Genomic DNA, 22,261 nt, shown 5'->3' with positions numbered 1-22,261 from the left:
TATGCAACAGGTGTAACATAAATACTTGTGCTATGACTGATGGGAATAAAAAAGCCATCATTATTTTAACTAATGATGGCTTTTAAGCAGTATAAGGTTTGAAGTTACATTTGGCTGACTAGATGGTTAAATTTGCCAGTATAAATCCGATTCGATGCTTTTAATAATAGGCATAACGTCTTGCCCTTTTTCACCGACCACAATTAAGCTCGCATTTTTAATCGGCATTACAATGCCATCCATTTGCTTGTCGTTAAATGCTGTCATGGTTTTGCTTACTTCAGGTACGATGAAAACCGTGACTTTACCTTGTGGTGTCTCCATCACCATGTGCAACGCATTTTTGTCACCAAACCCGCAGTGGTTTACATAGGAAACATGTCCGGGTAAATCACTTAAGCTTGGACCAAAGGGTAACAATTTCGCGTTCACTTGCTGCAAGCTAACAGATTCATCAACAGTATTAACAAAAGGCGCTTCGGTGTGGATATGTTGTAGCGCAATCTGCCCAATGCCCGCAGCTTGTGCAGAAGGCAGTGCAAAGTGATTAAACTGACCGATCATTATACCGACAGCTAACGCAACGGATGCCGCAATAGCCATATGGAAACGATTACTTTTGGGTTTTTCGTTAGGTTGCCCAGATTGATGAAATAGAATGCGATCGGCTAAGTCATCGGGCACATCGACCTTCATGGCTTTTTCTAGCTGGGCATCTAATTGCAATAGCTCATCGTATAACTTTCGATTGACTATCGATTCATTTCTGGCTGCCGACAAATCTGGGCTGTTATCGTTTGGATCAGCCAGAATTCGACGACGGAATTCAAGATCGTCCATTATGGTGATCCCTCCGCTCAGATTGCTTTTCTATTTGGTCTTTTAACTGATTTCTCGCGCGAAATAAACGTGTCATCACCGTGTTCCGGTTTAACCCCAATATTTCTGCAATTTCATCACCATTAAAACCGGCCATTACTTGTAAAACGAGAGGCTCTCGATATTCAGGTGCGAGCTTCATAATTTGACGGTGCAACATCTGTTGTTCCATTTCCATTTCTGTTCCCTGTTGATGGGTATCAGCAATGGCATAGTCATCAATGTTGACAAGATCGAGTTGTTTTCGCTCAAAACGCCGTGCATTTTCTCGGCGTAAAATTGTAATCAACCATGATTTTGCTGCTTTGTCATCTTGCAGGCTATCTAAAGAACGCCAAGCCCTCAAGCATGTTTCTTGCACCAGATCCTCTGCTATATGGGGATCATGGCATAGCCAATATGCATAACGGTATAAGTCTCGATGCCACGCCCTGACAAGGGCTTCATAACGTCTTTGTTTATTCATATCTACAGAGACCGTGGCATCTGGCGTTTTCTTACGGAAAAATTGTTTAATCATGAATTTGCCCGTTAATTTGGTGTCGACATCACGATTATTGTTCGTTTTTTTCATCGGATGCACGAATAAATGAATAATCAGCCATAAAATTGATCTGGTTCAAACTCTGACTTCAGCGGGAAGCTATAGTAGTCCCTGTCATCTGATGATGAGTACGAATGTAGTTTCTGTGGAACAGTATTACATTCTGTGTTTATCGTCTGTTGAGCAAGATGACAACTTCCTTTTGAAGGCTGACTTTACTTTCTCTTATCAGGTTTATCCTGATTTGCAATTGGCTTTATGTTAATTGACTTAATACTTAGATTAGATGGTTTTTAACTGTCTATGCGATAGTGACCATACCTTAGGGTATGGTTTTTTTTTGTCTAAAGAAAAGTATAGGATGTTAAGTTGTACCAGCTTGATTTAGTTCCCCCCCAAGCCATTCCTGCACAGTATATCGGCTTTCTTCGTACTGACTTATCTCTTTGTTATCTCTTTGTCTTAACTAATATTCATATCTTATATGTTTTTAGGGGGGTGATTTGGATTTTATCTTATAAATGATCCATATTTAGTGTCTCTACTCCACAAAAATAAAACATTCGTTTGATATTAATAACAATTTGATTACAATTATTGTGGTCTGACCTCTAAATCGAACATGCAGTGTTCTGCATGCCAATACTGGCAGTTTTAAACTGGCAACTAACATTAATAAGGAGTAGCGATGACACGTCTCCAAAACCTCACCACTCGTCAGGGTGAGCGCATCGCCGTTGTAAGTGGATTACGTACCCCGTTTGCTCGTCAGGCTACTGCCTTTAATGGCGTGCCTGCACTCGACATGGGGAAAATGGTTGTCAATGAGATGCTCCAAGAGCTCGATTTTGACCCTAAATTAATTGAACAAGTTGTCTTTGGCCAGGTGGTTCAAATGCCTGAAGCGCCGAATATTGCACGAGAAATAGTGCTGGGAACGGGTATGCACATCGGTACTGATGCTTATAGTGTTACTCGCGCCTGTGCAACTAGCTTTCAAGCGGCAGCGAATGTGGCGGAAAGTATCATTTCTGGCACTATTGACATTGGTATTGCTGGCGGGGCTGATTCATCTTCAGTATTGCCGATTGGCGTATCAAAGAAGCTAGCCGCAACATTATTAGCGCTGAGTAAAGCGCGAACAATGAGCAAGCGTTTAAAACTGCTTAGTACATTAAGCGTTAAAGATCTTATGCCTGTACCACCCGCTGTTGCTGAATATTCAACGGGTATTAGCATGGGGCAAACTGCTGAACAAATGGCAAAAAGCCATGGTATTACTCGCCAAGAACAAGATGCATTGGCGTACCGTTCACACACTTTAGCGGCTAAAGCGTGGAAAGATGGTTTAATTCGTGGCGAAGTGATGACAGCTTTTCCTGAACCGTACGGGCAGTGGATTGATAAAGATAATAACATTCGTGAAGATTCAACCTTAGAATCCTATGCCAAGTTACGTCCGGCGTTTGATCGTAAATTTGGCACTGTGACAGCGGCAAACAGTACGCCATTAACCGATGGTGCTGCGGCTATTTTGTTAATGCGTGAAGGTCGAGCAAAAGAGCTGGGTCTTAAACCATTAGGTTACATTCGTTCTTATGCATTTTCAGCGATTGGTGTTGAGCAAGATATGCTGATGGGGCCATCTTATGCGACGCCAATGGCACTAGATCGTGCTGGTATCAGTTTGTCAGATCTTACATTGATTGATATGCATGAAGCTTTTGCGGCCCAAACGCTAGCGAATGTGAAAATGTTCGGATCAAAGAAATTTGCCGAAGAAAAACTGGGTCGTAGCCAAGCGATTGGTGAAATTGATATGGATAAATTCAACGTGCTTGGCGGATCATTAGCATATGGCCACCCATTTGCTGCAACAGGTGCACGAATGATTACGCAAACACTGCGAGAGCTTCAACGTCGTGGCGGTGGTTTTGCATTGAATACCGCTTGTGCTGCTGGTGGGCTAGGTGCAGCAATGATTTTGGAGGCAGAATAATGACACAGCATGAATCTTCAAACTCTCAACCTTCCGCTTTCTCGTTAACGTTTGGCGATAACGGCGTTGCTTGGTTAAAAATTGATGTACCCAACGAAAGAATGAACACGTTACAGTCAGCATTTGTAGATCAAGTAACAGATGTTCTTACACAGTTGAAAGCAAAGAAAGACGTCAAAGGCATGGTGGTGTATTCCGGCAAGCCTGATAACTTTATCGCTGGTGCTGATATTCGGATGTTGGCTGCATGCCAAACGGCAGACGAAGCACAGCAATTAGCCGCAAAAGGGCAAGAGCTGTTTGGTCAATTAGAAGCATTACCGTTTCATGTCGTCGCTGCCATTCATGGTCCATGTTTAGGCGGTGGCTTAGAGCTCGCTTTAGCCTGTCATAGCCGAGTATGTAGTGATGATGATAAAACACGCTTAGGTCTACCAGAAGTACAATTAGGTTTGCTGCCTGGCTCTGGTGGCACGCAGCGTTTACCGCGCTTAATTGGCGTGGCTAATGCGTTAGATATGATTCTAACGGGCAAGCAGCTACGTGCAAAGAAAGCGAAAAGCCTGGGTCTTGTCGAAGAAGCGGTACCATTAAGTATCTTGCTTGATATCGCTGAAAAACAAGCTCTGAAAGGTAAGCCCAAACGCAAGGGCTCATTCCAAGAGTGGGCTATGGGAGGTAATGCACTGGGTCGTTCTGTTGTTTTCGATCAAGCGGCGAAAAAAACATATGAAAAAACCCGTGGTAATTACCCCGCCACAGACGCCATATTAGACGTAATCAAATATGGTCTGCAACATGGTATGAAGAAAGGCTTAGAGCAAGAAGCCAAGTGCTTTGGTGAACTGGTGATGACGTCTGAATCTGCCGCATTACGCAGCATATTCTTCGCTACAACAGCCATGAAAAAAGAATCAGGTTCTGATGCCGAGCCTGCAACAATCAAGAAGGTGGGTGTGCTGGGTGGTGGTTTGATGGGGGGTGGTATCAGCCATGTAACGGCAACGAAAGCCGGCTATCCTGTTCGAATTAAAGATATATCAAACGATGGTATTAAAAATGCCCTTGTTTATAACTTCAAGTTACTCGACAAGCAGCGTAAACGCCGAATCATTAGTAAGGCTGAACTACAAAATCAAATGTTCAGTATTACGGGTGGTACAACATTTACTGGGTTTACGAATGTCGATGTGGTGATAGAAGCCGTTTTTGAAGACATTAATCTAAAGCACCAAATGGTAAAAGACATTGAGCAGCAAACATCGGATGATACGATTTTTGCGAGTAATACATCGTCATTACCGATCCATCAAATCGCAGCTGCAGCAGAGCGTCCTGAAAATGTGGTTGGCTTACACTATTTCAGCCCGGTAGAAAAAATGCCGTTGGTTGAAGTTATTCCACATCAAGGCACTGAAAATGGTAGTGCGACCTCTGAGCAGACCATCGCTACAGTCGTCGCTTTAGCGAAGAAGCAGGGTAAAACGCCGATAGTTGTCGCTGATAAAGCGGGTTTTTATGTCAACCGTATTCTAGCGCCATACATGAATGAAGCCGCTGCTGTGCTATTAAGTGGTGAGCCAATCGAACATATCGATCGTTCATTATTGGATTTTGGTTTCCCTGTAGGGCCAATAACCTTGCTCGATGAAGTCGGTGTCGATATTGGTGCGAAGATCAGCCCGATATTATTGGCTGAATTAGGCGAACGATTTAAAGCGCCGGATGTATTCGATCTATTACTGAGTGATGGTCGTAAGGGGCGCAAGAGCGGTAAAGGGTTCTACCTATACAATACGAAGAAGAAAGAAGTTGATAAGAGTGTTTATAAACTGCTTTCTTTAGAGCCAGCGCAAAAAGCAGCGGGGCAAGATATTGCGCTTCGTTGTACGCTAATGATGTTGAATGAAGCGGCACGATGCCTTGATGAAGGTGTTATTAAATCAGCTCGAGATGGTGATATTGGCGCAATCTTCGGCATCGGTTTCCCACCATTCCTTGGCGGTCCATTCCGTTATATGGATACGTTAGGGGCTAAAAGGGTGGTAGAAATGCTGAAGGATCATACTGACAAATACGGTGGACGTTTTACGCCGTGTGATAAGTTGGTTGCAATGGCAAATGAAGAGCAATATTTCTATTCATAGCATCTGTATTGTCTGAATATGCGCCACTTTGTTATTTAAAATGTGGATGTAAAAGGTCTGCCTTGTTTCTTATAACGGCAGACCTTTTTTATAAGTGCTTATACCCTTCTATATACGTATTAATTATTGCATAAATACCGTAATGAAGGCTGTAAAAGTAGGCTAACTTTAACGTGCGTTTTGCTGGAACTCAGTTATTGATTCAATGGGTTGACCTACATCCAACGGTTCAAGGTTTTGATGTGCTTGGCCTTGGTAATGCATCACTAAACGGTTTGCGGTACGTGGTTTTACAATCTCGACGATAAATCGGACCATATCGGCACGGTTTAGGTTCTTGAGTGCTTCAATCACTTTTTTACGCTGGCTAAATGTTTCGTCCTTATTACCAATACTGACCCAAAAACGCTGAGCACGGCTGCGAAGGTTAGTATCAGGTTCTGAAATTTGTGCGATTAATCCTTGTTTACTCGCTTGCCATTGTTCTTCATTGAGCTCTAATAATACGAGCGAGAAGGCATTGGTAAAATCGTCGATAGCTTCAGATAACAGCAATGGCCCAGCAACCGGGGACTGGATATATAAAATTAATCCGGGGTGGCGATTTAGGGGTAAATTGGCTGTACCGACCATATAGCCTAACTGCTGTTTCGTTCTTAATTCATGAAAAAAGGTGGTCGACATTAGATGATTGGCTAACGTGTATACCGCTATTTTTCGTGGGGAAACTTCGCGCGATTGGTAATACATTAAAATAGCAGAATCGGCATGCTTGCCATTGATCTCGTAATTTAAAGTACCTGATTTATTAAGTTGAACCAATGGTCGCTGAGACTCACCATAAAGCTGATCGGTAACACGGAATGCATCTTTGAGTATTTCAGCTAATTGTAGCGTGTCTTCTTTTAACCAGTTTCCGTAAACGAAGGTATCAATGTGCAGCTCTGCAAACATTGATTCAACAAAAACTGGAAGCTCATCAACATCGATAGACTCAAGCGCTTCAATCAATACCGGGTAAGGCGGATTGTTGGGCTGAAGTAAGCCTGTAAGCTCATTAAAAAGCTGCGAGATAGGCTTATCTTCTGCCGCATTACGCCAGTTACGTAACATTTGTGCTTTGATATTATTAAAACGCTTTTCATCGAATGTACGGCTGGCAAAACATTCCAATATTAACTTCATTAATAAGGGTTGTTTTTCACTGAAACCAGACAGTTGCAGTGTTACACCACCTTGATGTGCGTATAAATTATATGACATACCAGCAATTTCAGCGGGGTAGGCTTTTTCGTTTATCGCCTCGAGTAGCATCTCTACACATAAGCGTGTTTTGACAATGTTACGAGGAGAGTTAACTGCGTGAGGGCTATCGATAGCAACGTAAATAACCCCTTTCGGTACACGAAAATCATGCTCTTGCTTATACCAAAGACGGAAACCGGGTAAGTCTTGAATTAATTGTGGCGGTAATTCTGATTCAGGTGCGAGTTCATGAGGGGTAAGGCGCTCACAAAGATACGGGTTTTTCTCTGACAAAAGATGCTCAGGGTCGAGAGTAACATTCGTCCAGTTAGCTAATTGTTTGTCAGTGAACGGTGTTACGGAGTAGGGCGTGGCATACCATTGTGCCGTTTGATCGTAATGTTGACCTTGGGCTGCTAACACTAATCGCATATTTTCTGGGCGTAAGTAGGCAAGTAGATCGCGAATTAATGGTTCATTATAGCCAGCCATCATGTAATCACCGTAGATGACATCATCCGGTGCATAATGCAGTAAGTTCATGACTAAATAGCTTACCGTATCAAGTGGGCGACTTTTTTCTTGATAACGGAATGCCAATTCTAAAACCGATTTTTTTTCTTCATAACGCCACTCTTCCATGCCTTGTTGTTGTATTAATGCAATGTATTGGAAGACAGACTTAACAATATCATCGGTATGCTCAAGACCTTTGAGTGTTAAGTTTAAGCTGATGGTAAATTCGCGAAAATTACTGCCATTGACACCACCACCGGCAGATAAAGTATTAATCAATTCTCGACTTTTTAAGACGGACATCAAGCTGCCAGTGCCTTCATTACCCAACATATGGGCGATGTATGACAATGGTTTTTGCTGATAGTAGGCATCGACTGATGGCATGGTAAAAGATAGTGTTAGTTTACGAATATCTTTTATTGGCTCAATCTGAATAAATTGTTTTGCTTCTTTTTCGGTTACAAGTGGTACCGGTATATCAGGCTTGGCTAATCCCGTGTTATTGATATGGCTGAAAAAGTCGTGAGCATATGCTTCTAACTCATCTAGCGACTGGGAGCCTAACAGCACTAAACCCATTCGGTTTGCTGAATAATGCGTTTGATAAAAATGTAATAGATCATCTCGGATCGACGTATTATTTCGATCATCCAGCGTGGTTAAGTCACCCACAGAAAACTTAGTGAAAGGGTGGCTGGGGTTAATGGTTTCTTTATGTACTTGATAAAGGCGTCGTACGTCATCGTTTAGTTTTAATTTGTATTCAGAATCAACAGCTTGACGTTCTTTGTCGACGGCTTCTTCATTAAATAATGGCGCGGTGAAAAATTGACCAAAGCGATCTAATCCTTCTTCAAACGCATGGGGACTAACTTCAAAGAAAAATGTCGTATTTTCTGTGCCAGTCCAAGCATTATTGCTGCCGCCACTCCGGTTTATGAATGTTTGAAATTCACCGATACGGGGGTACTTTTCGGTCCCTAAAAACAGCATGTGCTCAAGAAAATGTGCCATCCCTTGTCTATCATCAGGATCATCAAAGTGACCTATCTGAACAGATAACGCTGCTGCTGAGCGTGGTGCATCTGCATCGTGCACTAAAAGTACCTTGAGCTCATTAGCTAAGGTCAAATAGCGGTACTGCTTATGGTCGTTGGGGCTAATGTGCACAGGAAGAACCTTTTTCAAAGGGAATGAAGTAATTATGACCCTCATACAGCAAGCTGGCAAATTGGAAATACGTCTAATTATCTTATTTATCTATATGTTAAATCAGCTGAATCGATAAAAAGTGATGAAATAAAAGGCATGCGTGTTAGAGCAGTGATCAATCTGATCCAATTATTGAGTATAGAAAAGAAAGAAAGTAAATGGTCAGATAATTGCGTAGGAAAAATTGATAATAACAAGGCAGGAATTGCAGTAACTAGTGGTTCTAATTACCAAGTTTCTAACGCCGTTATAAGTAATTTTAACCAGCGAGGATGATCAGATACTTGTCTAGACTGGTATTACTATGGTGGCAGTAGTCAATATAGGGAGTGATCCCACTGTCACGGAATGACAATAGAATTGCTCGAATGGCTATGCTGAGTTAGTTGAAATTGCTAGCATAGCGTCAGATATTCATAATTGGATAAGAAGATACATGCGAATTTTTATCATGCGGCACGGTGAAGCTCAAAACTTTGCCCCGAGTGACGCTGAACGCCCTTTAACTACACGAGGCGAGCAGCAATCTAAGCAGGTAGCGAGCCAGTTAGCAACGCATTTAGAAGGCAACCTCGATCTGGTTTGGGTTAGCCCATACCTGCGCGCGCAGCAAACGTGGCAAGTTATGACCGCCGAGTTACCCGAAGCGAAGAAAGTGGTAACGGCTGATAACATTACGCCTTATGGTGACTCAGAAGATGTTGCTGCTTATCTTAAAGCGTTGATTGCAATTGAACGACCTGAAACCGTGATGTTGATATCTCATCTTCCTCTTGTCGGATACCTAACGGCAGATATCGTTGCGGGTATACAACCTCCCATGTTTAGAACGTCAGCGATTGCCGCTATTGACTACGATCCTGATACCGAGGTGGCTGAATTTTTATGGCAAGATGTGCCTGTATAAATAACAGATAAGAAGTTAATATTATAAGGCGCTGATTCTAATGAGGAATTGGCGCTTTTTACGTGTGTTATCGCAATTATGCAGTCCCATTTCATGATATGGCTAAATGGAACACTTCTTGCTGTAGCTAATCATAAGTGCATTGTTTTGCCGCTTTCTTGAGCCCATTCAATGAACACTACTTTTATACCCAATTTGAAATAGAAGAAACGGTAATGTTGAAAACAAAAATATTAGCAGTTGTTAGTGCTGCACTACTTGTCGGTTGTGTTCAGGGTGGTCCTCAAAAACCAACGATTAATGCGAATGGTGCCATTAAATGGGCGAATGGTATTAGTGAAGAGATGCGCATTTCTACGTCGGGTAGTACGCTGACTTTTGCGTCACCGGGTGGGTTAATGGTTGCGGGTTCAATTACTATATTTTCACGTATCGATAGTGCACGTAATGGCTCTTGTGAGCATTATTACAGTGAATCATCAGTGAAAACGCGGATGCAGATTTGTGAGAGTGGTGAAGTAACGCTGATTCAAGAGGGTCAGGTTATTAATGTAGGCTCATTAGCGAGATATACGTATTAATAAGCGTTATTTTTTGGTGCGATAACGCCCAGACAACAACACTCGAATCGATAGCTGTTCAGTCTGGGGGTTAATTGTGTATTGAATGTATATAGCCTGCACTTAGCGTTCAGGTATATCAATTAAGACTAACAATGCACCGTTGCCACCAAACTCTAAAGGCGCTTGGTGAAATGCCATTACATCTGGGTGTTGTGCCAACCACAAGGGTGCTTTCTTTTTAAGTATATGCTTACCAATGCCGTGCATTACACAGGCACAAGATACACTCTCTTTAATGCAAGCAGCTAGCATCGCGGCTAACTCGCGTTTTGCTTCTTGTTGTGTCATACCGTGCATATCTAAATACATATCTGGTACATAGATACCACGTCGTAACTTTTTCACTTCATATTTAGACACACCAGTACGCGCATATTGGGTAGGGCCATGCTCATTTAGGTGCGGTTCAAACTCATCAGAGAAATAAAACTCGTGGTTTTGGGTTTCTTTGCTCGAGACCTTGGCTTTATCAACCTTTGAGTTCTGTTGGCGCCGCGTGATTATGGTATCATGCGTGAACTTTTTTACGCCTTTTACCGCATCTTGGAAGAGTGACAACTCATCTTCTAAGTTAGGATTTTTTTTACTCATAATGAAATTCCAACATCTGTATGGCGGTATTGTAGCGTTTTTCGGAGGCTATTTTGGATAAGATTTTTGTCGACGAAGCTGTCAATGAACTTCACACTTTGCAAGACATGCTACGTTGGACTGTCAGCCGTTTCAATGCTGCTGGTCTTTTTTATGGTCATGGTACAGATAATGCGTGGGATGAAGCTGTTCAGCTTGTACTTCCAACACTGTATTTACCACTTGATATTCCGTCAGAAGTGCGTTTTTCACGCCTGACGAGCAGTGAGCGTTTACGTGTAGTTGAACGTGTTATTCGTCGTATTAATGACCGTACACCAGTGTCATACATGACAAACAAAGCGTACTTCTGTGGTTTAGAGTTTTTCGTTGATGAACGTGTACTTGTACCGCGCTCACCGATTGCTGAACTGATTGAAACGCAATTTGAACCGTTTTTACAACAAGCACCAACACGAATCATGGATTTGTGTACAGGTAGTGGTTGTATTGGTATTGCTTGTGCACACGCATTCCCTGATGCAGAAGTGGATCTGGTTGATATTTCAATCGATGCACTGGCAGTAGCAGAGCAAAATATTCACGACCATGGTTTAGAGCAGCAGGTTATTCCGCTACGCTCTGATCTATTACGTGATGTACCTAAAGATAAATACGATCTGATTGTAACCAATCCTCCTTATGTTGATCAGGAAGATATGGACAATCTACCCGAAGAATTCCGCCATGAGCCAGAGCTTGGTTTAGCGGCAGGTACGGATGGTTTGAAACTGGTTCGTCGTATTCTTGCCAATGCACCAGATTACCTGAAAGACGATGGTATTCTGATCTGCGAAGTGGGTAACTCTATGGTTCACATGGAGCAGGAATATCCAAACATTCCATTTACTTGGATTGAGTTTGCTAATGGTGGCCATGGTGTATTCATGATGACACGCCAACAGTTACTAGACTGTAAAGATGAGTTCTCTCTGTACCGCGATTAATCGTGTAAGAGTGATTACGTCTGAATGGTAGTCGAATTAAAAAACCGGAGTCTATGCTCCGGTTTTTTGTATCTATTTGTAAATTAAAACGTTTTCATTCATTCCGACGACATTAAGCTTGCCCTTTAGCTTGCTTTACCACCAGATCTGCCATGATAGCTTCTTTATTCGTTAAGTAATCTTCTAAACCTGCACGGCGCAGGTCGCAAGACGGGCAATTGCCACAACCATCACCAATAATACCGTTATAACAGGTTAAGGTTTTCTCGCGAACAAAGTCTAATTGCTTGTATTGATCGGCTAATGCCCATGTTTCAGCTTTGTTTAGCCACATCAGTGGTGTTTCGATCTTTAATGCGCGATCCATGCCCAAAACCAATGATTGATTCAGGGATTTCACAAATTCATCGCGGCAATCAGGGTAACCAGAAAAATCGGTTTCACATACACCAGTGATAACGGCTTCAGCGCCAATCTGATATGCATAAATGCCAGATAACGTTAGAAATAAAATGTTTCTGCCCGGTACAAATGAATTAGGCAACCCGTTTGCTTGCAGTTCATGTGAAACGTCAATGTTGTCGCGAGTTAAAGAGCTAATGGCCAGTTCATTGAGCAAACCAACATCCATCACTTTATGGGCGGTGATACCCAACTCTTTCGTTATCGATTGTGCCACTTCAATTTCCAGCTTATGACGCTGACCATAATCAAAAGTGATGCAATGCACTTCGTCGTAGTTCTCAATGGCTTGGATCAGACAAGTTGTGGAATCTTGTCCACCACTGAATACGACAACAGCTTTACGCATGGGAATGTGTCCTTATTTGTAGCCTTACCGAAAAACAGTCGGTATCGACTCAATAATATGTAGATGAGCGGCTATCGTACCCTAGGGCGTGTTGATGTTTCAAGATTCGGCTAGAATTTGAAACGTCAACACGCCCTAGAGTGGGTACGGAAAAAAGTGCAAATAAATTGCTAATTTACAATGTGCCTGTTTGTTCAAATGCTGCTAATTGGGCTAGGTAAGGTGATATATCACCGATGTTTTCTTGTACCCATTCAGCGTTAAAATAAGTATCTAGGTAGCGTTCACCGCTGTCGCAAAGCAATGTGACGATAGACCCTGTTTCGCCACGGGTTTTCATTTCACTCGCGAGTTGCAATACGCCAAAGAGGTTGGTACCAGTTGATGCGCCCGCTTTACGCCCCAGTAATTTTTCAAGCCAATGCACAGTGGCAACACTGGCGGCATCAGGAATTGTGCGCATTTCGTCGATAACATCAGGAATAAAGCTAGGCTCTACGCGTGGACGACCAATGCCTTCAATACGGCTTCCAACCGTACCGGTTAAATGAAGATCTCGGGTTTTGAAATAGGTGTGGAATACCGAGTTTTCAGGGTCGACAACACATAATTTAGTGTCGTGCATTTGGTAGCGAATATAGCGGCCAATAGTGGCAGATGTACCACCCGTACCGGGGCTCATTACGATCCACGTGGGGATAGGGTGCTCTTCTAATTGCATTTGCTCAAAAATACTGTTTGCGATGTTGTTATTGCCACGCCAGTCAGTGGCACGCTCTGCAAAGGTAAATTGATCCATATAATGGCCATTTAGATCTTTTGCCAGACGACGCGATTCTTCATAGATGGCATTGGGGCTATCGACAAAATGTGCACGACCCCCATAAAATTTAATTTGTTCAATCTTCTTGCAAGCCGTTTTACGAGGAACAACAGCAATAAAGGGCAAACCCAGTAAGCGTGCAAAATAGGCTTCAGATACCGCAGTGCTACCTGATGATGATTCTATAATCGTGGTGTCTTCATTAATCCAGCCATTACATAACGCATATAAGAACAATGAACGTGCCAAGCGGTGTTTAAGACTGCCTGTTGGGTGAGTGCTTTCATCTTTGAGATAAATATCGATGCCTTCTAAACAAGCGATATCAAGCTTGATCAGATGCGTATCAGCAGATCGTTGGTAGTCGGCTTCAATTTTGCGAATGGCGCTATTTATCCATTGAGGATTTCGGCTTTTAGGCTGCAATTTGTTATTCATTTTATATCCTTAAATATTTGATTAGGCTGATTTAATTATTCATTTTGTGACCCAGTATTATTCTTATTTATTCTGTTAGAATTATAGTACTGCACTTGAGAGGAAAAGCTTTGCTTTGTTTGTTGTAAAACGCGCATAATGGAGAAATATATTCTCTATTTTGGGCCTTAAGGGAAAGTGATGAACAATTTAGATAACGTTGACAAAACATTGCTTCGGTTGTTGCAGCAAAATGGCACAATGGCCTTAGCTGATTTAGCAGAAGCGGTAAACCTAACAACAACACCTTGCTGGAAACGCCTTAAGCGATTGGAAGAAAGTGGAATACTCCGTAAGCGTGTTGCTTTACTTGATCCTATCAAGCTGGGGTTATCATTTACTGCATTCGTGCAGATCAAAACCAGTAATCACTCTAAAGAGTGGTATCACTGTTTTGTCGAGACTGTGTCTGAATTTCCAGAAGTAATGGAGTTCTATCGCATGGCTGGCGAATATGATTACATGATGAAGGTACAAGTTGCTGATATGGCAGCATTTGATAACTTTTACAAAAAGTTGGTTAACAGCATAGAAGGGTTAACCAATGTGACGTCTACGTTTGCAATGGAGCCTCTGAAGTATACCACCGCATTGCCTTTATAAACTATTGTCTTTATAAGCTATGGCGGTTTATAAACCTCTGGCTATAAATCTGGTGTTTCAGCGTGTTGTCGATTTATTGCACATGCTTTTAGATCCTGCTTGTAACGCAGGCAGGATTAACCTCTGTTTTTAGTTTGACCACTATATTGTGGTTGAATTCCCCTCTAACATCTTGAAAATAGGTGTTATCAGTTTGTTTTTTATTTCACTTTATATCTATTACTTACCTTGCATTTAGTTAAGGGCTAAATGATTGAAGGTGATGTTTATGTATCCATTTAAAGTGGGTAAAGCATAGCCATTTAGGGAGGCTATATGCAGGTTTTTTGGCAACTCCGTTGGTTTTTTCGACAGGAATGGCGCCGTTATAGTGGTGCTATTTTTATTCTGTGTTTAGTGTCTGCCTTTGAGTTGCTTCCTCCTCGTGCAATTGGCTGGATTGTGGACGGCGTCGTATCGGGTGATATGAGTTCGTCGACGATGTTCATGTGGCTGGGGGGCATTGTAGTGCTCTGGACCCTAGTTTATGTGCTGCGCATTATCTGGCGAGTGTGGTTGTTTGGTGCTGCGGCAAAGTTAGGCACCGTCTTACGCAACAGGCTTTATCGTCATTTTTCATCTCATTCCCCCGTTTTTTTTGAACGTTATAAAACCGGTGATTTAATGGCACGTTCAACTAATGATGTGAATGCCGTAGTCATGACGGCAGGTGAAGGTGTGTTAACTGCTGCAGATTCATTGATCATGGGGTTAGCCGTTATTCTGGTAATGACAACGCAGTTAAGCTGGGAACTCACCATTCTTGCTCTGTTACCTATGCCGATTATGGCGTTTATCGTCTTTGGTTTTGGTCGACAATTACATACACGTTTCTCTGAATCACAAGCTGCATTTTCTGATCTTACCGATAAAACTCAAGAGTCATTGAACGGTGTCAGAATGATCAGGGCGTTTGGCTTAGAGCAGCGACAACAGCAGGAGTTTGACGCGGTTGTAGACGCTGTCGGGCAAAAAAACTTGGCTGTAGAGCAGGTCGATGCCAAATTTGATCCCGTGATTCAGCTAACGATTGGCATGTCTTTTTTCCTCAGTATTGCGGGTGGCGGTTATATGGTGTCGCAAGGTCGGCTGACGTTGGGGGATCTTACCGCGTTTACGCTTTACCAAGGGTTAATGATCTGGCCAATGTTAGCACTGGCATGGGTGTTTAATATTCTAGAACGAGGTTCGGCAGCCTTAAAGCGTTTGCAGCACATCTTTGATCAACAGCCGAGCATTGTGAGTGGTGAAAACACCCTTGAAATGACAGGCCAAACATTGCATGTGGATATTGAGCGATTTCATTGGGGCAAACAAGAACAAGCGGCAATGCAGCACGTCCTATTTGATTTAAGTGCTGGGCAGATGCTGGGTGTTGCAGGGCCAATAGGCAGTGGTAAGTCAACACTGCTGGCGTTATTACTGCGTCAGCAAGAATTACAGCATGGGCAGGTTATGTATGGAGATGTATCAATAAAAGCGGCTGATTTACATCAGTGGCGCAGTCGATTTGCTGTAGTGAGCCAAACGCCATTTTTATTTTCTCGTTCTATTGCTGACAACATTGCACTTGGTCGACCTGAAGCCACTCATGAGCAGATTCGCCATGCGGCACAATTAGCGTGTATCGATGACGATATTCTTCAATTTCCGGAAGGGTATTACACCTTAGTGGGTGAAAAAGGGATCACACTGTCTGGTGGGCAAAAACAGCGTATTGCCATTGCACGGGCCTTATTGCTTGAGGCAGAAATATTGGTATTGGACGATGCACTGTCTGCGGTTGACGGTAAAACCGAACATACAATCTTGCAGAATTTACAAGCAACGAAAACAAAGCAAACAGTGATAGTGATTGCTCACCGTTTAACTGCATTAGAACAAGCAGATCAAATCTTAGTGTTGCAGCATGGTCAGGTTGTTGAACAAGGCAAACATCAGAACCTGATTAAAGACGATGCTTGGTATGCAGAGATGCATCGTTATCAGCAATTAGAACGCGCAATCAAGGAGGCATAATGGAGAATAAAGCCGTCAACAAAGCCGTTTTAGTGCGTCTATTACAGTATGCCTTGAACGATAAAAAGAAATTATCCATCGCGATTGGGCTTTTGTTCGCAGGGGCTCTGGCTGATGTATCAGGGCCATGGTTAATTCACCATTTTATTGATAACTATATTGCGAAAGATAATTACCCGATAGAAGCCATCGCTATGTTAGCTGCTGCCTATATTGGTTTAATGATTATTGGGGCTGGGTTGAAATACGCTCAATCCATTCGTTTTAATACGATTGCGATTGGTGTAGTGCAGACAGTACGCAAACAGCTCTTTGGTAAAGTACTTAATCAACCATTATCTGCCTTTGACTACATGCCTACGGGCAAGCTTATTTCGCGAATTACCAATGATACTGAATCAATTAAAGATTTTTATGTCTTTGTTATTGCTACGGTATTAAAAAATGTCACTCTGATCAGTGTCATGCTGGTGGTCATGAGTTTCTTAAGTTGGCGTTTAACCGTTATTGTCTTGATCTTATTACCCATTGTTATTTTTATCATGGTGATTTATCAGCGAAAAAGTGCAGATGCGTATCGAAAAATGCGTGATTTGTTGGCTGATATTAATGCCTCGATGAGTGAATCTATTCAGGGAATGAGCTTAATTCAATTGATGCGCCAAGAACGTGCGTTCAGCGAACAGTTTTCATCACTGACCAATAATCATTTACGGGCACAAGTCGGGGTGATGAAATTAAACGGTTTGTTATTGCGCCCACTTATCGATTTGCTATCGGGAATCGCCTTAATATCATTGGTCGCATTATTTGGAGTGAGCGGTGTTGAGTTAATCGGGGTCGGTGTGCTTTATGCGTTTATCAGCTACTTGGGGCGGGTAACGGAACCATTAATTGAAATGACGCAGCAATTATCCTTATTGCAGCAAGCCTTAGTTGCCAGTGAGCGTATTTTTGCCCTGATCGATGCAAAGCAGCAAGACTACGGTGATGACGAACAAGCGATCCTGCGGGGTGAATTGCAATGCCAGAATATCAGTTTTAGTTACGACGGTGAACAGACTGTCTTAAACAATATTAATTTACACCTGCATCATCGTGGTTTCTTGGCATTAGTTGGGCATACCGGCAGTGGTAAAAGTACATTAGCCTCGTTGATGATGGGTTTTTATCCTGCATCACAAGGGCAAATTTTGGTTGATAAGCGTCCACTTACTCACCTACATAAAACCGTATTTCGTGATGGTATCGCGATGGTGCAGCAAGACCCGCATATTCTGAGTGACACAGTACGGGAAAACATCCAATTAGGGCGTAATGTTACAGACGCTGTGATTTGGGACGCTTTAGACAAAGTCGGGCTGGCCGAGCAAATTCGACAATATTCAGACGGTCTAGATACGTTATTTGGCAGTGGAGAGGCGAACCTGTCGGCGGGTCAAAAGCAGCTACTTGCATTGGCTCGAGTGCTGGTGGCGAAACCGAAAATCTTGATTTTAGATGAAGCGACAGCAAACATTGATTCAGGAACAGAGAAGAAAATTCAGCTGGCGTTAAATGTATTGCGTAAAGATATGAGTATTGTGGTTATCGCTCACCGTTTATCAACCATTATGGATGCAGATGAAATTGTGGTACTGCATCGTGGCGATATTACCGAGCGTGGAACGCATCAGCAGCTATTGACGGAGCAAGGGCATTATTGGCAGATGTATCAACTGCAACAGGCGAGTGAGCATTTACATCAGTTAGAAGAAGAGAAGATAGTCGCTATTTAGGGCGAGCTCAAGAATAGAAAGATAAAACGGAGGGTGATTATGACAAATAATCACCCTCCGTTTTTTACTCAGAAGCCTGATGCTGACGCATTAAGCCTTCTTGAACGGCTGAAGCTACAAGCTCACCTTTTTGGTTGTAAATTTCACCACGTACCAAGCCTCGCGCACCACTGGCTGATGGGCTTTCGATAACATACAGTAGCCACTCATCAAGACGGAAAGGACGGTGGAACCACATAGAATGATCAATTGTAGCAACCTGCATTTTCGGGGTTAAAAGCGTAACGCCATGTGGTTGTAAGGCTGTAACCAGAAAGCCCCAATCAGATGCATAAGCCAATACATACTGGTGGATACGAGGATCATTCGGCATCTCGCCATTAGCCTTAATCCAAAGGTATTGTTTGGGATCTGCAGCTTTAGGTTTTAGTGGATTAACAACGGTAACAGGGCGTACTTCGATAGGGCGGTCACGACCAAAGGTTTCAACGGCTTTTTTAGGAAGATACTGCGCAATAGATTGAACAAGTTCCTTTTCTGATGCTAACCCTTCGGGGCCCGCAACATTTGGCATTGTTGATTGATGATCAAATCCTGCTTCTTCTGCTTGATAAGAGGCCGTTAAGTAAAAAATGGGTCTGCCATTTTGAATGGCTTTCACTCGGCGTGTACTGAAGCTTTTACCATCTCGAAGTTTTTCAACATCGTAAATAATTGGTTTTTCAGGATCACCAGGTAATAAAAAGTAGCTGTGAAATGAATGAACATGGCGCAGGCTATCAACCGTTTCTTTTGCGGCAGAAAGAGACTGACCGATAACTTGACCACCATAAACCTGAGGTAAGCCCAAATGTTCACTCTGTCCACGGAATAAACCTTGCTCCAGTCGTTCTAATTGTAAAAGATTGAGAAGTTCATTCAGTTCTTTACTCATTGTGGATCCTATTACCATGTTATTATTAAGGAGTTATTACCAAACTAGAACACAAACTTATGTGTTATTAAACAGTAATTACATTTCAGCTTAATGGAGTTTTAGTTTTTAAGGGTTAATCATGAAAAAGTTTTTTGCACTATTGTTTACGCTGATTTTAGCTCTTGTTATTACAGCGTGTACCACTTTAGTGCCAAATGACAATGATATGGGTACTGTAACGGGCTCTCTAGCTTATCGTGAGCGTATTGCGCTTCCTGATAATGCGCGTATTACAGTGGCCTTATCTGATGTATCGAAAATGGATGTAGCTGCGGAAGTCATTAGTAGTCAGGCATTTATGTCTGAAGGCAAGCAAGCTCCTTATGACTTTTCACTTGGGTATAAACTCCAAGATATTAAAAGTAATCATACTTATGCGATTAGTGCTCGTATTGAAGTAAACGGTAAATTGATTTTTATTACCGACACCGCAAACCATGTGATTACAGATGCGTCTACAACCAATAATCTAGATTTAATGTTGGTTAAAGTACAATAAAAGAAACAACCTGAATTCGACCTTTACAGCCTGATTAAAATATTATGCTGTAAAGGTAAGCTATCTTGTTTATTACATACATCGTTCACTACACTGGGTCACCGTTCCATCGGTAATGACGCAGCGATATTTTTCCGCTTTCTGATACATCGATACCCTCTGCAAGCAACTTTTCTCGCTGACGAATCAGATCATTACCGGCTAACGAAATCATCCCTTTAGCATTAACGACTCGGTGCCAAGGAATTGTCGACCCTTCTGGCAACGTTGCCATTAAGCGTCCAACATGACGTGCATAACCAGGAAAACCTGAAAATTTAGCGATTTCTCCATAGGTAGATACTTTTCCATATGGAATTTGATGTACTTGGGTGTAGATTTGAGCTGAAAAATCGTCCATATTTAAACCTGATGTAAAATAAATTTGATATTGACCGATAGCTGCTGTTTTCAATGTATTTCAATAACACTATCGGATAACGCAAGGAGGTGCTGCCATGTTGTATGCCGCGTTACTCGTTTTTGTCAGCATAGTTTTGACTGTATTAGGTGTTACTGCCTTAGGTTATAGTCAAGGAGATGTTCCTGCACTCGCTTTAGCGATTCCAGCCCTGTGGTTGCTCCCTCAAGGTGGAGCCGCTGCTTGGCTTTTATTGATTGGCTTAGCCTCTTTTGGTGCTGTATTGCCGGAGCAATCTTTAGCATTATCAATTAGCCTTTTTATGATGTTACCCATTTTTTCTGTCACCTTCTCGCCTAAAAGCAATTGGCAATTAGGCGCATTACTTGTTTCTGTTGTTCTTGCAATGGATGTGGGGTTAATGGCTTTGCAAGGTGAAGGGAAATTGCCTGGTAGCGTTGGTGCTACCGTCGTACAAATTGTTGCTGTATGTATTATTTGGTATGCCGCTCGATCTTGGCGCACTGTAGAAGGAAATACGTGGTGGCCATTATTTTTAGTGGTACCGCTATGGGTTGGGGGATTACAGCATGCTGCGTTAGTTGCCTTGTGTATCACAGGGTTAATTGCGGCACTGCAAGGTATGAAAAAGGTTAAAGTCGGAGATTGGGTGCCTCGCTTGGCTTGGGTATTACCTGCAGTTGGGTTTGCGACATTAGTGATTGTGCCGCAGTTTGACGTGCCTAACCCTGTCTTAGTTGCATGGCTATTGATACTTGGTGGGGCGTTATTGGGTGAATTCCTATTGGAAGACCCTGAAGAAGTATAGGGCGATACCTAGCTGATTTGTAATCACTTTTTAATCACAACAAATCACTTTGAGTAATAATTCAGCAGTTGATTCGGTGAAGTGATATAACACCTTGCATTGTATGCAGCCTTGGTAGATAATCCTTCCCGTTCTCAAGAAGAACTGAAAGAATCTATGGAGGCCCCCATTGGTCCTCCCGCAACACTAACCTGTGAACTCGGCCAGACCCGGAAGGGAGCAACCGCAGCAGGTGACGTGTGTGCCGGGATGTGGCTGGTGGGGGCTTCCACCCATCTAGCGTTTGGTGTTTTCACCATAAGCCTGCATATCTTCCCTAACACCTTGTATAAGTTATTTTTGTTGTAGTAACACAACAAACGGGCAGCTCTATTTGTATCGCCGAAAGCTAAAACATTCCCGCGTAAAGAACCTTTTTAAGTTTGTCAGTGCTAAAATGAATCAAGTCATATCTTGAGTTTGATGCTTGCTTCCACCTCGAATAATTCATCATCCATAAAGTCTTTTATTGCCCAGCCTGAAGGTTTTATTTATATCGTTCTAATTAGATAAACAATACTATCTATACTAATCACCAAAAAGGATTAAAAAATGACTGTAAAACACACCCCTACAGGTATCGTACATAAAGGCACTAAAGGTGGAACTACAGGATGTCGTATTAATACAAAAGTTCGTTCAAAGCATTGGGTAGCCTCAACAGAAAAAGTTACTTGCGATAAGTATGGATGTAGAAACGAAAAATAATATTTTAACTGCGATTTTTCGAAAGGCTGCCAACTGGCGGCCTTTTTTGTTTCTGAGTGCGCAAAAGCATTTCATCAGACTTTAACTTACACGTTGCAATTAATTGCTTTTAATGGCTTAATAATACATCGTTTTATTGTATTTCAAATGGATTAAAAATGAAAAAATTATTATTACTGCCTCTAATTGCTTTCGGCTTGTCTGGCTGTTCTGGTATTCATCAAACAGACAAAGCGTTTGATGCACATGCAGAAAGTGTCAATGTGTTGTTTTTGCAATTCCCTGGTGGTGATACTCAAGAGCGTGCTATGGATTTAGTACCTAGTAATGCTGAAATCGTTACGGTTAAATCGACTGTTTCGGATACATCCTCATTCCTTGGTGTACTAAATCGCATCATCGGTATGGATCAAACTAAAGTTGCTGGCGTAATCAAATAATAAGACTGAAAATCCACCCTATGGCGTACGGATTTTATATCGACTGTCTAGTCCTAAAATAGGTTGACGCTTTTATGAAGTCAGTTGGTATTCCCTACTGGCTTTTTTGTGCACTTCACTTGGTGGTCCCACTCCCAAACTCATGTGCGGCCTTAAGTCGTTATAAAT

20 protein-coding genes and 1 other RNA gene are annotated in these 22,261 nt (G+C 42.3%); 13 read left to right on the top strand and 8 right to left on the bottom strand.

Annotation, left to right across the window (positions count from 1 at the left end):
- Nucleotides 1-126 precede the first annotated feature (126 nt).
- Nucleotides 127-840, bottom strand: a complete 714-nt coding sequence (locus tag C9J12_RS01555) for a DUF3379 domain-containing protein (protein ID WP_107241095.1) — start codon at nt 838-840, stop codon at nt 127-129.
- Nucleotides 827-1,399, bottom strand: coding sequence for a sigma-70 family RNA polymerase sigma factor (locus tag C9J12_RS01550; protein WP_041394664.1), 573 nt, complete (start codon nt 1,397-1,399; stop codon nt 827-829). Before C9J12_RS01550 ends, C9J12_RS01555 begins: the two co-directional genes overlap by 14 nt.
- A 712-nt stretch (nt 1,400-2,111) precedes the next feature.
- On the opposite strand from C9J12_RS01550, the gene fadI reads away from it, so the two are divergent.
- Complete coding sequence (gene fadI / locus C9J12_RS01545) at nt 2,112-3,422, top strand: acetyl-CoA C-acyltransferase FadI (protein WP_107241094.1); 1,311 nt, start codon at nt 2,112-2,114, stop codon at nt 3,420-3,422.
- Entirely contained in the window at nt 3,422-5,569 is a 2,148-nt protein-coding gene (gene fadJ / locus C9J12_RS01540; RefSeq protein WP_107241093.1) for a fatty acid oxidation complex subunit alpha FadJ, read from the top strand. The genes fadI and fadJ overlap by 1 nt, the downstream gene beginning before the upstream one ends.
- A 168-nt stretch (nt 5,570-5,737) precedes the next feature.
- Here the strand turns inward: fadJ and C9J12_RS01535 are convergent, their stop codons facing one another.
- Nucleotides 5,738-8,503: an insulinase family protein gene (locus tag C9J12_RS01535; RefSeq protein ID WP_107241092.1), complete on the bottom strand. Its 2,766-nt coding sequence runs from the start codon at nt 8,501-8,503 to the stop codon at nt 5,738-5,740.
- Between the two features lie 478 nt (nt 8,504-8,981).
- Here C9J12_RS01535 and sixA point away from each other — a divergent pair, with 478 nt between their 5' ends.
- Together sixA and C9J12_RS01520 are read left to right on the top strand one after the other, a co-directional pair.
- Nucleotides 8,982-9,452, top strand: a complete 471-nt coding sequence (gene sixA / locus C9J12_RS01525) for a phosphohistidine phosphatase SixA (RefSeq protein WP_107241090.1) — start codon at nt 8,982-8,984, stop codon at nt 9,450-9,452.
- A gap of 215 nt (nt 9,453-9,667) precedes the next feature.
- Complete coding sequence (locus C9J12_RS01520) at nt 9,668-10,033, top strand: hypothetical protein (RefSeq protein WP_227876247.1); 366 nt, start codon at nt 9,668-9,670, stop codon at nt 10,031-10,033.
- 102 nt (nt 10,034-10,135) lie between these two features.
- Here C9J12_RS01520 and smrB read toward each other — a convergent pair whose 3' ends face one another.
- Nucleotides 10,136-10,666 carry an endonuclease SmrB gene (gene smrB, locus C9J12_RS01515; protein WP_011217711.1) on the bottom strand — a complete coding sequence of 177 codons (531 nt, stop codon included), beginning with the start codon at nt 10,664-10,666 and terminating at the stop codon, nt 10,136-10,138.
- 53 nt (nt 10,667-10,719) lie between these two features.
- On the opposite strand from smrB, the gene prmB reads away from it, so the two are divergent.
- Entirely contained in the window at nt 10,720-11,652 is a 933-nt protein-coding gene (prmB, locus tag C9J12_RS01510; protein ID WP_107241089.1) for a 50S ribosomal protein L3 N(5)-glutamine methyltransferase, read from the top strand.
- Between the two features lie 112 nt (nt 11,653-11,764).
- Here prmB and queC read toward each other — a convergent pair whose 3' ends face one another.
- Nucleotides 11,765-12,463, bottom strand: coding sequence for a 7-cyano-7-deazaguanine synthase QueC (gene queC, locus C9J12_RS01505; protein ID WP_107241088.1), 699 nt, complete (start codon nt 12,461-12,463; stop codon nt 11,765-11,767).
- Between the two features lie 175 nt (nt 12,464-12,638).
- Complete coding sequence (locus tag C9J12_RS01500; RefSeq protein ID WP_107241087.1) at nt 12,639-13,724, bottom strand: PLP-dependent cysteine synthase family protein; 1,086 nt, start codon at nt 13,722-13,724, stop codon at nt 12,639-12,641.
- A gap of 180 nt (nt 13,725-13,904) precedes the next feature.
- Here C9J12_RS01500 and C9J12_RS01495 point away from each other — a divergent pair, with 180 nt between their 5' ends.
- The 3 genes from C9J12_RS01495 to C9J12_RS01485 all read left to right on the top strand — a co-directional run bounded on the left by C9J12_RS01495 (nt 13,905) and on the right by C9J12_RS01485 (nt 18,202).
- Nucleotides 13,905-14,366, top strand: coding sequence for an Lrp/AsnC family transcriptional regulator (locus C9J12_RS01495; protein ID WP_011217715.1), 462 nt, complete (start codon nt 13,905-13,907; stop codon nt 14,364-14,366).
- A gap of 315 nt (nt 14,367-14,681) precedes the next feature.
- On the top strand, nt 14,682-16,424 hold the full coding sequence (locus tag C9J12_RS01490) for an ABC transporter transmembrane domain-containing protein (protein ID WP_107241086.1): 1,743 nt from the start codon (nt 14,682-14,684) through the stop codon (nt 16,422-16,424).
- Nucleotides 16,424-18,202 (top strand): SmdB family multidrug efflux ABC transporter permease/ATP-binding protein, encoded by a 1,779-nt coding sequence (locus C9J12_RS01485; protein ID WP_107241085.1) that lies wholly within the window; start codon nt 16,424-16,426, stop codon nt 18,200-18,202. The genes C9J12_RS01490 and C9J12_RS01485 overlap by 1 nt, the downstream gene beginning before the upstream one ends.
- A 64-nt stretch (nt 18,203-18,266) precedes the next feature.
- Here C9J12_RS01485 and tesB read toward each other — a convergent pair whose 3' ends face one another.
- Complete coding sequence (tesB, locus tag C9J12_RS01480; protein ID WP_107241084.1) at nt 18,267-19,136, bottom strand: acyl-CoA thioesterase II; 870 nt, start codon at nt 19,134-19,136, stop codon at nt 18,267-18,269.
- A 121-nt stretch (nt 19,137-19,257) separates the two neighbouring features.
- On the opposite strand from tesB, the gene C9J12_RS01475 reads away from it, so the two are divergent.
- On the top strand, nt 19,258-19,677 hold the full coding sequence (locus tag C9J12_RS01475; RefSeq protein ID WP_107241083.1) for a YbaY family lipoprotein: 420 nt from the start codon (nt 19,258-19,260) through the stop codon (nt 19,675-19,677).
- A gap of 88 nt (nt 19,678-19,765) precedes the next feature.
- On the opposite strand, the gene C9J12_RS01470 is transcribed toward C9J12_RS01475, so the two are convergent.
- The gene (locus C9J12_RS01470) at nt 19,766-20,077 is read right to left on the bottom strand and encodes an MGMT family protein (protein ID WP_107241216.1); all 312 of its coding nucleotides are present in this window, start codon (nt 20,075-20,077) and stop codon (nt 19,766-19,768) included.
- A gap of 97 nt (nt 20,078-20,174) precedes the next feature.
- Between C9J12_RS01470 and C9J12_RS01465 the strand changes: the two genes are divergently transcribed.
- The 4 genes from C9J12_RS01465 to C9J12_RS01450 all read left to right on the top strand — a co-directional run bounded on the left by C9J12_RS01465 (nt 20,175) and on the right by C9J12_RS01450 (nt 22,093).
- Nucleotides 20,175-20,906: a VP0952 family biofilm-associated protein gene (locus C9J12_RS01465; protein ID WP_107241082.1), complete on the top strand. Its 732-nt coding sequence runs from the start codon at nt 20,175-20,177 to the stop codon at nt 20,904-20,906.
- Nucleotides 20,907-21,073: 167 nt separating this feature from the next.
- An RNA gene (ffs, locus tag C9J12_RS01460) (signal recognition particle sRNA small type) lies at nt 21,074-21,170 on the top strand.
- A gap of 327 nt (nt 21,171-21,497) precedes the next feature.
- The gene (locus tag C9J12_RS30585; protein ID WP_170111695.1) at nt 21,498-21,653 is read left to right on the top strand and encodes a hypothetical protein; all 156 of its coding nucleotides are present in this window, start codon (nt 21,498-21,500) and stop codon (nt 21,651-21,653) included.
- Nucleotides 21,654-21,811: 158 nt separating this feature from the next.
- On the top strand, nt 21,812-22,093 hold the full coding sequence (locus tag C9J12_RS01450; protein ID WP_107241081.1) for a tRNA modification GTPase: 282 nt from the start codon (nt 21,812-21,814) through the stop codon (nt 22,091-22,093).
- Nucleotides 22,094-22,261: the final 168 nt, after the last annotated feature.

This window comes from Photobacterium frigidiphilum, assembly GCF_003025615.1.
In the GTDB taxonomy this organism is placed as follows: domain Bacteria; phylum Pseudomonadota; class Gammaproteobacteria; order Enterobacterales; family Vibrionaceae; genus Photobacterium; species Photobacterium frigidiphilum.
The sequence above is the reverse complement of the archived record's forward strand: the minus strand, read 5'-3'. Positions and strand labels throughout refer to the sequence as shown.